The organism is Botrimarina sp. (assembly GCF_040219535.1).
Taxonomy (GTDB): domain Bacteria; phylum Planctomycetota; class Planctomycetia; order Pirellulales; family Lacipirellulaceae; genus Botrimarina.
Genome location: NZ_JAVJSH010000020.1, coordinates 203489 through 215610, shown reverse-complemented (window position 1 = coordinate 215610; position 12122 = coordinate 203489). Strand labels below are relative to the sequence as shown.

9 protein-coding genes are annotated in these 12122 nt (G+C 68.7%); 6 read left to right on the top strand and 3 right to left on the bottom strand.

The window, feature by feature from the left end; translation table 11 throughout:
* The first annotated feature begins 145 nt into the window (after positions 1-145).
* The 5 genes from RIC11_RS11140 to dnaE all read left to right on the top strand — a co-directional run bounded on the left by RIC11_RS11140 (position 146) and on the right by dnaE (position 5797).
* Positions 146-841 (top strand): FHA domain-containing protein, encoded by a 696-nt coding sequence (locus tag RIC11_RS11140; RefSeq protein WP_350211219.1) that lies wholly within the window; start codon positions 146-148, stop codon positions 839-841.
* A 40-nt stretch (positions 842-881) separates the two neighbouring features.
* A complete protein-coding gene (locus tag RIC11_RS11135; RefSeq protein ID WP_350211218.1) occupies positions 882-1322 on the top strand; it encodes an SseB family protein in 441 nt (146 codons plus the stop codon).
* Between the two features lie 60 nt (positions 1323-1382).
* Positions 1383-1658, top strand: a complete 276-nt coding sequence (locus RIC11_RS11130; RefSeq protein ID WP_350211216.1) for a hypothetical protein — start codon at positions 1383-1385, stop codon at positions 1656-1658.
* Positions 1655-2080 carry a PIN domain-containing protein gene (locus RIC11_RS11125; RefSeq protein ID WP_350211214.1) on the top strand — a complete coding sequence of 142 codons (426 nt, stop codon included), beginning with the start codon at positions 1655-1657 and terminating at the stop codon, positions 2078-2080. Before RIC11_RS11130 ends, RIC11_RS11125 begins: the two co-directional genes overlap by 4 nt.
* Before the next feature lie 87 nt (positions 2081-2167).
* Complete coding sequence (gene dnaE / locus RIC11_RS11120) at positions 2168-5797, top strand: DNA polymerase III subunit alpha (RefSeq protein ID WP_350211212.1); 3630 nt, start codon at positions 2168-2170, stop codon at positions 5795-5797.
* 211 nt (positions 5798-6008) lie between these two features.
* Here the strand turns inward: dnaE and tsaD are convergent, their stop codons facing one another.
* The 3 genes from tsaD to RIC11_RS11105 form a co-directional block, all read right to left on the bottom strand.
* Positions 6009-7037, bottom strand: coding sequence for a tRNA (adenosine(37)-N6)-threonylcarbamoyltransferase complex transferase subunit TsaD (tsaD, locus tag RIC11_RS11115; protein ID WP_350211210.1), 1029 nt, complete (start codon positions 7035-7037; stop codon positions 6009-6011).
* 283 nt (positions 7038-7320) lie between these two features.
* Positions 7321-8745 (bottom strand): oxidoreductase, encoded by a 1425-nt coding sequence (locus RIC11_RS11110; protein WP_350211208.1) that lies wholly within the window; start codon positions 8743-8745, stop codon positions 7321-7323.
* A 16-nt stretch (positions 8746-8761) separates the two neighbouring features.
* Entirely contained in the window at positions 8762-9727 is a 966-nt protein-coding gene (locus RIC11_RS11105) for a dihydrodipicolinate synthase family protein (RefSeq protein ID WP_350211206.1), read from the bottom strand.
* Positions 9728-10024: 297 nt separating this feature from the next.
* Between RIC11_RS11105 and RIC11_RS11100 the strand changes: the two genes are divergently transcribed.
* Entirely contained in the window at positions 10025-11662 is a 1638-nt protein-coding gene (locus RIC11_RS11100) for an N-acyl-D-amino-acid deacylase family protein (RefSeq protein WP_350211205.1), read from the top strand.
* Positions 11663-12122 lie beyond the last annotated feature (460 nt).

Sequence of the window (12122 nt, the reverse complement as noted above, 5' to 3'; positions counted from 1 at the left end):
AAACTCCTTTGATATAAGGGGTTGAAGGCGCTCGGAGCGGCGCCGCTGGCGGGAATTCGGCGGGCGTCATGAGCATGTGCGATTGGGCCCCGGGCAGCGCCTTGGTGGTACGACTGGTCAAACAAGAACGCCCCTGCCTGGACTCATGGCCCGCGTCACGTTGCAAGTGCTCGACGGCGCCGATCGCGGCGCCCTGTTCGACGAAATCGAAACGCCGCTGACGATCGGCCGCGAGGAAGGCAACACGATCCAGCTCAACGACGAGCGGATCAGCCGCTTCCACGTGAAGATCCAGGAGGACCAAGGGAAGGTGGTCCTGACCGACCTGGAGAGCACCAACGGCACGCGCGTCAACGGCCTGGACACGCAGCTGCGGATCTTGCAGGTCGGCGACCTGATCGCGGTGGGCAGGTCGACGCTCCTCTACGGCACGCGCGAAGAGATCGCCGAGCGTGTGAACGTGCTCCGTTCGCTCGGCGAGCGCGCGCCGAGCGACTCGATGGTCGAGAAGGCCACGGGCCCACTCAAGCCGCGCAGCGAGAGCAACGAAGACGACTCGGTCGCGGTCGATCTGCATTGGGGCAGCGACTCCCTGGGCTTCCCCGGCACGCTCCACCTGCCCGGCCCGCCCGACATGCCCGAGGGCCTCACTCCCGCCCAAGCCGCGCAGGTCGCCGAGATGCTCGAGTACTTCCACGGCCGCACCCGCGCGCTGCTGCACGGCGCGGTCGCCCCCGACGGCGACCAGCCCGTGGCCATCAGCCGCGAGCGGTGGCACGGCCTGATCGACCTTCAGGCGCAGATCGCGCAGTACCTGCGGCGGATCGGCGGGTCGGAATAATCGATGCCGGTTAGGGTACCGTTACTACCGTAGGGGTTGCATGTTCGCCAAGCTCGTCGAACAGCTGACCGGGCTCGATGACCTCGAGCGCGTCGCTAATCGGGGCGACATGGCCGAGTTAAGGGCGTACCTAGAGACGCGACCGGTTTTGATTCCGCAGAAGCCCAGCCGATTCCTCGACGCGGACAACTTTAGCCAAGAGGAATTACTCGCACTCGTTGAAGCCGAGGCGAGCGATCTCGCGGCTGACGACTTTCGCCCGTGGGTGTTCGAAGAGAACGGCCAAAGGCGTCTGCCAGCGTTTTCGAGTGAGAAAAAGATGCATGCGTTCGTTGGGAAGGTCTCCAAGAAGCTACACAAAGTGTTTGGCTTGGGCGCAGGAAAAGTTCTCATCTTTGATGTCGCAACCGATTTGCAGGTCGACTTTGTGGACCTCAATCTCTACAGCGAGAAGAGTTGGGAGATTGGGCTACGAACTTAGTCAGGCTGGACACGGAAAACTGATTGTCGGACTACACGCACGCGGCCTACAATTTGGAAAGTGCAAGACTTCTCGATCGCCGACCTGCCGAACGAGCTGCCACGTTTCCTGGAACTAGTGGCAAGCGGAGAGCAGGTGCGCCTATGCAACGGGGAAACGGAGATCGCGGTGGTGACGCCCTCTCGATCCGTGGAGGATGCGACACCGCGCGGTCCGATCAGCCGCATGTTGGAACTGCGAGAAAAGTACAATCTCGCGGAATACGGATTCACGAAGGAAGAAGTCGATTCATGGCGTGATCGGTCGCCCGGTCGCGAGCCGCCGTCGTTCGAATGAGTCGCTATCTGCTCGACACGAGCGTCGTCGCGGCGCCGATGCACCCCGCGGTTTCCGAAACGCTGCGGGGCCGGATCACGCGGATCGAGGACCTCAGTGCGATCGCTTCGATCGTCCTCGACGAGATGCTCTTCGGCGTGCTGCGTTTGCCGGCAGGCCGTCGTCGGGCCGACCTGTTGGCTTCCATTCACGAGCTGATTTCCGGCGGCACGCCGGTTCTCCCTTTCGACCAGGCCGCCGCCGAGTGGCACGCCGCAGAGCGGGCCAACCTGAGCCAAATCGGCCGCACGCCGCCCTTCGCCGATGGCCAGATCGCCGCGGTCGCGGCGGCGAACGACCTGACGCTTTGCACGCTCAACCCGCGCGATTTTGAGCCCTTCCACGGCGTGCGCGTCGAGGATTGGTCCGCCGCCGCTGGGTGACGCTGCTAGCAGATCGCGTATCATAGGCGGCCCTGCAGCATCGAAGCTGCGCCTCTGCCCGCTGCCCTCTGCTTGCTCTCGTACGCCATGGATGCCGCCACGCGCCCGTTCGTCCACCTCCACTGCCACAGCCACTACTCGCTGCTGGACGGCGCGAGCCCGATCAAGAAGCTCGTCGGCCGCGCCAAAGAGCTCGGCATGACCGGCCTGGCCCTCACCGACCACGGCAACCTGTACGGCGCGCTGGAGTTCTACCAGGCGTGCAAGGGCGAGGGGATCAACCCGATCGTCGGCTACGAGGCCTACATCGCGCCGGGCAGCCGCTTCGAGAAGGAAGGCGCCTCGCGCAGCAAGGAGGCGGCCTACCACCTGACGCTGCTCGCACAGAACCGCACCGGCTTCCGCAACCTCGTGAAGATGGCGAGCCGCGCGTACCTCGAGGGCTTCTACCACAAGCCGCGGATCGACAAGGAACTGCTCGCCGCGCACAGCGAAGGGATCATCTGCTTGTCGGGGTGCGTGAGCGGCGAGCTCTCCAAGTCGCTGCTGTCGGGCGCGTCGGCCGACGAGGCGATGGCCCGCGGGCTCGAGGTCACGGGGTGGTTCAGCCGTGTCTTCGGCGACCGCTACTTCCTCGAGGTGCAAGACAACGGCGTCGAGATCCAGCGCGCAGCGAAGGACCTGACCGTCGAACTCGCCAACCGCCAGGGCCTGCCGCTGGTGGCCACGTCCGACGCCCACTACGTGAACCGCGAGGACGCCGAAGCCCAGGACGTGCTTCTCTGCATCAACACGGGCCGTTTCCGCACGGACACGAACCGCATGAAGATGGAGGGCGACCAGTTCTACCTGCGCAGCCCGGAGGACATGTACGCGGCGATGCCCGACGTGGCCGACGCGGTCGCGCGGAGCCAGGAGATCGCCGACTCGGTCGATCTCGACCTGCAGCTCGGCCAGCGTCACTTCCCCACTTTCACCCCGCCCGGCAAGACCATCCACAACATCAAGGCTTCCGAGCAGTACCTGCGGGACTTGGTGATCGGCGGCTTGAAGGAGCGCTACCAGGCCGTCCCCGAGCGCTGGGCGGGCGGCGACCCGGCCAGCGGCGAGCTCTCCAAGGAGGTCATGGAGCGGGTCGACCGCGAGCTGGGCGTGATCAACAAGCTCGGCTTCCCGGACTACTTCCTCATCGTGTGGGACTTCGTCCGCTTCGCGGTCGAGAAGGGCATCCCGTCGACCGCGCGGGGGTCGGGCGTGGGCTCGCTCGTGTGCTTCGCGCTGAAGCTGAGCCACGTGTGCCCGCTGAAGTACGACCTGCTGTTCGAGCGCTTCCTCGACGAGAGCCGCCTCGAGGCGCCGGACATCGACATCGACTTCTGCAAGCAGCGCCGCGGCGAGGTCATCCAGTACGTCAAGGACAAGTACGGCGAGGACAACGTCGCGCAGATCGGCACCTTCGGCACGCTCGCCGCGCGGGCCGCGATCAAGGACGTCGGCCGCACGATGTCGATGCCGATCTTCCGGGTCGACCAGATCACCGCGATGATCCCCGAGCAGCTGGGGATCTCGCTCGAGAAGGCGCTCGAAACGAGCGACGACCTCCGCAAGTCCTACGAGACCGACCCGGAGGTCCGCGAGCTGCTGGACCTGGCGATGAAGGTCGAGGGCCTCGCCCGCAACGTGGGGACCCACGCGGCGGCCGTGGTCATCAGCGAGAAGCCGGTCGACGAGTACGTGCCGCTGCAGCGGGTGAAGGGGAAGACCGAGGTCATCACCCAGTGGGCCATGGGCGACGTCGAGGCGGCCGGCCTCTTGAAGATGGACTTCCTCGGCCTGCGGAACCTGACGATCCTCGCCAAGAGCGTCGAGCTGATCGAGCAGTCCACCGGCGAGCAGGTCGACCCGTACGCGTTCCCGCTCGACGACAGGGAGACCTACGCCCTGCTCTGCCGCGGCGAGACCAAGGGCATCTTCCAGCTCGAGTCGGGCGGCATCCGCGACCTGCTGCAGCGGATGCGGCCGGACAGCTTCCTCGACATCATCGCGACCAACGCCCTCTACCGCCCCGGCCCGCTCGAAGGGGGCATGGTCGACCAGTACATCGAGGTCAAGCACGGCCGCCGCGAGGCCGAGTACCCCCACCCCGTGATGGAGGAGGTCCTCTCCGAGACGCACGGCGTGATGGTCTACCAAGAGCAGGTGATGCGGATCCTCAACCGCCTCGGCGGCATCCCGCTCTCCGACGCGTACAAGTGCATCAAGGCGATCAGCAAGAAGAAGCTGCCGATCATCGCCAAGTTCTACGAGCAGTTCCTCGACGGCGCCCAAGACAAGGGCCTCGACAAGAAGCGCGCCGAAGATCTCTTCGAGATGATCAAGAAGTTCGCCGGCTACGGCTTCAACAAGAGCCACTCCACCGCGTACGCGCTGATCGCGTACATGACCGCCTACCTCAAGGCGCACTACCCCGTCGCGTTCATGGCCGCGCTGCTCTCGGGCGACATCCCGGGCCGCAACTTCAAGAGCAAGGACGCGCTCGTCGAGCACCTGGAGGACTGCAAGCGGATGGGGGTCACGGTCGACCCGCCCACCGTCAACACCAGCGACGTCGACTTCGCCGTCGTGCCGGACGGGTCGCCCGACGCGAAGCACGGCCGCAAGATCCTCTTCGGCCTCAGCGCCATTAAGGCCTGCGGCGGCGGCGCGGCCGAGGCGATCGTCGCCGCCCGCCGGGCGGACGGGCCCTTCAAGGACCTCTACGACTTCTGCGAGCGGGTCGACCCGGCCGCGTGCAACCGCTCCACGATCGAGACCCTGGTCAAGGCCGGCGCGATGGACTGCCTGGGCGGCAACCGCGCTTCGCTGATGGCCGGCATCGACAAGGCGATGCAGGCGGGCGCCGCCGTGCTGGCCGACCGCAAGAGCGGCCAAAAGGGCCTCTTCTTCGACGAGGCCGAAGAACCCGGCGCCACGGTCGCCGCCCCCCTGCCCGACGTGCCGGAGCTCGACGAGAAGGAGCGCCTGGTCCTGGAAAAAGAGGTGCTCGGCTTCTACCTCACCAGCCACCCGCTCGCCGAGCACGAGCAGACGCTCCGCACGTTTTGCAGCCATTCCAGCACCGGCGTGGGCGAGCTAGAGCACCGCACCGAGGTCGTCATGGGGGGCATGCTCGCCGCGATCAAGTTCTCGCACACGAAGAACCCGAAGCCCGGCGCGCCGAGCAAGTACGCCATGTGGGACCTCGTGGACATGGACGGCATCATGCGGTGCATCCTCTGGCCCGAGCAGTTCGCCCAGTTCGGCCCCTTGGTCGAGCCCGACGCGATCGTCGGCGTGCGCGGCGCGATCGACCGCCGCCCCGGCGCCGAGGAGGTGAACCTGATCGTCAACGAGCTGATGCCGCTCTCGGAGCTGTCGCAACGCTTCACCAACGGCGTCGTGATCACGCTCCGCGAATCCGAGGGGGTCGAGCGGATCGAGTCGCTCCGGGAGATCCTCCGCGGCTACCCGGGCCCCAAGTCGCTGAAGCTCGCCCTCCTGCTCGAAGACGGCGGCCGCGTGCAGCTCGACTGCCCGAAGGGCGTCGACCTCAGCCCGGAGCTACGCACGCGCGTCGACGACCTGCTCGGCCCCGGCCGCTTCCGCCTAACCGGCGGCGCGCCGCCATCAAAGGCCCCCGCGCCCCGCCGCGGCAGGCGCGAACCGGCGCGGGCGTGAGCGATTGCCTCGCACCCTTGAGCCGAACGCGCTAGCGTCGGGCGATCGAAGGGCGGGCCGCCACGCCCCGTCCGCCCGCGGCTTGCGCCGTCGGCTCAAGAGCTGGGGACCCGCCCACCGGCGCGAGCAGCGCTTGAGCCGAACGCGCTAGCGTCGGGCGATCGAAGGGCGGGCCGCCACGCCCCGTCCGCCCGCGGCTAGCGCCGTCGGCTCAAGCGCCGACACGCTCTAGCCCCGGGTGCACGTCGAGGTCGAGCGACTCGAACTTGCCCGCCCTGAAGCGCTCGATGGCGATCGCGCCCATCACCGCGTTGTCGGTGCAGAGCGACATCGGCGGGATATACAGCCGGTGGCCGTGCTCGGCCGCCGCGGCTTCGAGGCGCTCGCGGAGCCGACCGTTAGCGGCCACCCCGCCGCCGACGCAGAGTGTGTCGAAGCCGGTCTGCCGCAGGGCGAGCTCCGACTTGCCGATCAGGCAATCGACGACCGCTTCCTCGAAGCTCGCCGCGATGTCGGCGCGGCGTTGCTCGGGCAGCTCGACGCCCGCCGGGTCGCCCCCCGGGCCGGCGATCTCGTACCGCACGGCGGTCTTCAGGCCGCTGAAGCTGAAGGCGAGCCGCGACGGGTCGTCGAGCATCGGCCGCGGGAATCGGATCGCGGTGCGGTCGCCGCTGGCGGCCAGCCTGGCCACGTTCGGCCCACCCGGGAAGGGCAGCCCGAGGAGCGAGCCGACCTTGTCGAACGCCTCGCCGGCCGCGTCGTCGATCGTGCCGCCCAGCGGCGTGAAGTCGGTCGGGCCGTCGCAGCGGTACAGGTTGGTGTGGCCGCCGCTCACGATCAGCCCCACGCAAGGGAACACGTCCTCGCCGCTGGCGATCTTGCAAGCGTACACGTGCGCCTGCAGGTGGTTCACCGCGATCAGCGGCAACCCGGTGGCCACGCACAGGGCCTTGGCCGCGCAGAGGCCGACCAGCAGCGAGCCGACCAGGCCCGGGCGGTTGGCCACGGCGACCGCGTCGAGCTCTCCGAGCCGGACGCCCGCCTTGCGGAGCGCCTCGTCGATGACGGGTAAGATCCGCTCCACGTGGGCGCGCGACGCGATCTCCGGCACCACGCCGCCGAAGCGCTGGTGGAGGTTGTCTTGCGAAGCGACCACCGCGCCGAGCACCTCGAGCGAATCGGTCACCACGGCGGCGGCCGTCTCGTCGCAGGTCGATTCGATCGAGAGGATGCGGACCATGGCGCTACCCGAGCGTTGCTTCGACGAATAGAGAATCCGCCCCACCGGGCCGGCGCCATCGGTGATAATCGTGGTGGCGTGGCCGTGCGGCGGCTCAATCGTGACACCTTGGCTGGCCCGTGTAACGCATCCCTAAGCCGTTGCGGCGCAACGACTAAACCGCCGTTTTGGCCGGGGGAAACGTGACAGAGCATTTTTTCGGCGCGTGTCGCGTATCGTTTCGAAAGCCCAGCGGATCGCCGCTGATAGTGGCTAATTCGCGACGGGCCGGCTACTTGGCTGGTTACTTGGCCGCTAGTTCGGCCAGCTTCTGCCGCTCGGGGCGTTCCTTGTAGAACGGGTCGAGCGGGTAGCAGCCGGAGACCATGCCGTTGCGGGGGGCGGTCGTGCAGTCGCTGAACGTGCGGCAGATGCGTTTGCGTTGCATCGCTTTGCCATCGAGCACGTCGGCCGGCAGGTCGTGGTAGGAGAGCACCATGCGGCCCAAGCCGATCGCGTCGGCCATGCCGTCGGCGACCACCCGCTGGGCCACGTTCGGCAGCCAGTCTTGCAGGTAGCTGTAGGCCGACCCGACGACGACCGCCTGCGGGTGCTCGCGCTTCAGGCGCGCGGTCGCGTCGATCTGCCGCGCGACGCCGACCAGCGGGTCCTCCGGCGGTTGGTAACCGTCGGACGGCGGGAAGGCCGCGGGCCGCTGGATGTGGGGGTTGTAGTAGGGGCTGCCGGCCGTGGTGCAGACCAGTCGGACGCCCAGCTCCGAAAGCAGCGACAGGAAGCGGCTCGGCTCGGCGAGGTCGATCCCGGCGCCGCTGCCGTCGCCGCCGAACGCGTAGCGGTAGTCGCCCGAGCCGTCTGGCACGCCGACGCCGGCATCGGGGCCGGGGTGGTAGGGGAAGTAGTCGAACACGCTGACCCGCACGCCGATCGCCAGCGAGGGCGCCGCCGAGCGGATCCCCTCGACGATGTTCCGCAGGAACCGTGTGCGGCCGTCGAAGTCGCCGCCGTACTTGCCGGGGCGGTCGTAGCCGGAGAGCAGCTCGTGGCCCAGGTAGCCGTGGCAGTGCTTCACGTCGACGAAGCGGAAGCCGCTCGCTTCGGCGAGCCGGGCGGCGGCGATGAAGTCGTCGACGAGCCGGTCGAGCTCCGTGTCGGTGAACACGGGCGTGTCGTCCTCGACGCCGACCCGCGGGTCGAGCAGCGGGTGGCGGTACGCGGTCCGCGGCTCGATCCGCTTCTTGTCGTTCGGCCGGGCGAACCGCCCCGAGTGGGTGAGCTGCAGGCCGACGAGCAGGTCGTCGGTCGAGCCGAAACGGGCCAGGTGCGCGGCGACGAGCTCTTCACGGAGCGACTCGATGTGGCCGGCCGTTTGGTCGTTGAGGACCAGCTGGTTGGGGTTGGCGCGGCCGTCGTGGCGCACGGCGACCGCCTCGCCGCCCCAGATGAGCTTGGCGCCGCTGTCGCCGAAGTTCCGCCAGCGGCGGCGGGTGAGTTCGGTCGGCCGCCCGTCGAGTTCTCCGTCCCAGCCCTCCATCGGGAGGATGCAGAAGCGGTTGCCGATCGACAGGCCGTCGACCGAAATGGGCTCCCCGAGCGGCGACTCGCCCGCCGGCGCGAGCTGGTCGTCGAGCGGCAGCTGCACGCCGAGCTCGGCGAGTCGTTCGCGGAGTTGGTCGGCGGTCCGGAGCTTGGCGACTTTCGGAAAGTTCATCGCGGGGCGAGGTCTTCTAGGAGGAGGCGAGCCGCTCTCGGAGCGTGGCGGCGATCTGATCGAGGAGCTCCTGGTCCGCCGCGCCGCGGCGGGGGCTGTCGGGGTGGGTCGCCGAGCAGTCGAGCCAACCGCGGGCCTTGAGGAACATCGCCGCGGCGTGCTTGTACGCGGGCACGGGGTCGCGGAACGCCAGGAAGCCCAGGTGCTGCAGCAGGTCGTTCAACTCGTTCCAGCCGGGGTCGCCGGCCTCCCACATCGCGTCGCGGCGGGCGAACGCGTCGGGGGCGAAGCAGCTCAGGCCCAGCAGGTAGTCGCTGCCGTAGATGACCATGTCGATGGCCAGGTCGTTGCCGGTGTAGACGCGGAAGTCGGGGCGGGTCTCGTTCCGCAGGGCGATCCGCCGCCACTCCAGGTCGCGCCGCAGTGAGGAGTGCTTCGCGCCGCTGCACCGGGGGATCGCCATCAGGCCCCGGTAGGTGTCGAGCGAGTAGATCTTGCCGAACGGGGCGAACATCGTGCCGAGTTCGAAGCCGATGAACTCGTCCGACCGCTCGGCGATCGCTTGGTAGTTGGCGAGGATCGTGTCGTCGGCCTGGTGGGCGAGGCCGTACGACTGGAAGATGACCGGCACGCCGCCGGCCGACTGGATCGCGTCGATCCGCCGGGCGTACGCGTCGAGGTCGAACGGGGCGCCCGGCTCGTCGCGGACGAACGCGCCGGCCACGAACCTCCGGCCTTCGAGCCGCTGCCGGGTCCGCGCGAGGACCTGGTCCTGCGTGGCCTCGTCCAGCAGGTTCACGTAGCCCGTGTCCATGTTGACCGCCGGCGTGAGGCCGGCGGCGACCGTGCGGTCCAGCAGCCCGTCGAAGGCCGGCCAGTCGATCTGCCCCCCCTCGGTGAACGGCAGCAGCACGGCGGTCGTTCCGTGCACTTTGCGCCGGGGCTGGATCAGCTTTAGCGGGTCGATATCGGTTTCGCTCATCGGCGGAGCAGTTTGGGGGCTGTGGGCTTCGTGGTGGGCGGGGGCTTCGTGGTGGGTGGCTTTCCAGCGGCGGCGGGGCCAGGTGCTCGCCCGGAGGCTCCGCGTCGCGGGACTCCGGCGCGTCGGGGGGTTACAATCTCGCCGAATAACGCCGACTTCTCGCCCCCCGGAACCGGACTCGGCTGCGGCGCCAGGCTGGTATCTTAGCCAAGCTGGGCGGGGGCCGCGATGGCGCCCGCGGCTCGTGCGAGGGCGTTGCGGAGCCGCCGATCCCCCCTTAGCGACCGAGGACCCCCGATGCCCCGCCCCACCCGCTCTGCGATCGCTCCCACCGCCGCTCTGCTCGCGGTGCTAGTCGTAGGGGCCGGGACAACCCCCGCCGAAGAGGCCGCGATCGAGGCCGACCTTGTGCTGGTAGGCGGCTCGGTCCACGACGGGTCCGGCGCTCCGGCGCGGAAGGGGAATGTGGCGATCCGCGGAGACCGGATCGTCGCCGTGGGGGACTTCGCCGCGCCGGCCGGCGCCGAAGCGATCGACTGCAGCGGCCTGGTGGTCGCACCGGGCTTCATCGACCTGCACAACCACAGCGACCTAGGGGGCGACAAGACGGACCCCGAATCGGGCGAAACGGTGTCGACACGGCCGATTTTCGGCGACCAAACAGGCCGCTCGGTTTGCTACCTGACGCAAGGCTGCACGACCATCGTGACGGGCAACTGCGGTGGCGGCGCGGTCGACGTGGGCGACTACTACACGCGCCTCGACGCGGCGCCGCCGGGCGTCAACGTGGCCCATCTGGTCCCGCAGGGGGGCGTGCGTGGCCGGGTGATCGGCGACACGCGGCGGGCCCCCTCGCCCGAAGAACTGGACCAGATGCGGCAGATCGTCCGCGACGGCATGAGGGCCGGCGCGTGGGGCATGTCGACCGGCCTGCAGTACGTCCCCTCGGCCTACGCCGACACCGACGAAATCGCGGCCCTGGCCGCCGTGGTCGCCGAGTTCGGCGGAATCTACGCGAGCCACATCCGCGACGAGGGGGACACGCTCGTCGAGTCGGTGCTCGAAGCGATCGAGATCGGCAGGAAGTCCTCGGCGCCGGTGCATGTCTCGCACTTCAAGGCCAGCAAGCGCCGCAACTGGGGCAAGGTGCGGGTGGCGGCGGCCGAGATCGAGCGGGCGCGGGGGGAAGGGCTGCGGGTCACGGCGGACCAGTACCCCTACGAGGCGAGCAGCACGTCGGTCTCGGCGATGCTCCTGCCGGACGAAGAGCGCGAGGGCGACTGGCGCCAGCGGTTGCAGGACCCCGAACAAGCCGCGAGGTTGCGGCCGGTCGTGCAGCAAGCCTTGGAAGCGCGGGGCAAGATCCTGATCGCCTCGTACGAGCCCCGCCCGGAGTGGGTCGGTCGCACGATCCGTGAGATCGCAAAGGCGGAGAACCGCCAGCCCATCGACACGGCGATGGACCTCCTCCGCGGCGGATCCGCCAGCGCGGTGAACTTCGGCATGGACCCGCGCGACGTACGCTGGGTCATGACCCAGCCGTGGGTCGCGACCGCGTCCGACGGCGGCGTCAAGGTGGACGACGGCACCAAGCCCCACCCGCGCAGCTACGGCACCTTCCCGCGTAAGATCGGCCGCTTCTCGATCGAGGAGGGCGTCGTGCCGCTCGAGCAGGCAATCCACAGCGCAACCGGCCTGCCCGCCGAGATCCTCGGGATGGCGGACCGCGGCCGCCTGCGCGAAGGCTCCGTGGCCGACGTCGTGGCGTTCGACCCGGACGAGTTCCGCGACCACGCGACTTACCAGGCGCCGTTCCAGGAGTCGACCGGCGTGCGTTGGGTGCTGGTGGGGGGCAAGGTCGCGATCCGCGACGGCCAGCCAGCCGACCTCGCCGCGGGGCGAGCCCTGCGAAAGACGGCGACCACGGCTCAGTAGCGGCCCCGGCAGTCGAATCGGCAGAAGCGCCGGCCGAACCGAGCCCCCGAGGACGACCATCCCCAGCCGGCCACTATCAAGCCGTGAGTACCCCATAGGGGAGTCAAAACACCTGCGGAATCGTCGGGGGAAATCGCAATTCTCGCCGAGGACGACCTAGGGGGTGGCACACTCGACCCTGGGGTGGCGGCGATCGTCGAGGCTTGGCCCTCCCTGAGCAAGGCCGCCAGGGAGGCGATCGCCGCGGTCGCCAAGCTAGGCAGCTCTGGGTAGACTCGTCAGCGTTTTCCGATTTGCCGGACGCCTGATCATTCTGGAAAGTGAGACGCGGACGGCCAGTTGGAGGCGAACTGGCCGTTCGGCATGCGGCTATCGGGGGCAGGTGGGCCCGACACCGACGCTCGCCTATCGGGGCGGCGTCTCGCCCAATTCGGAGGCCGCCATCGGGGCAGCTTGCCTA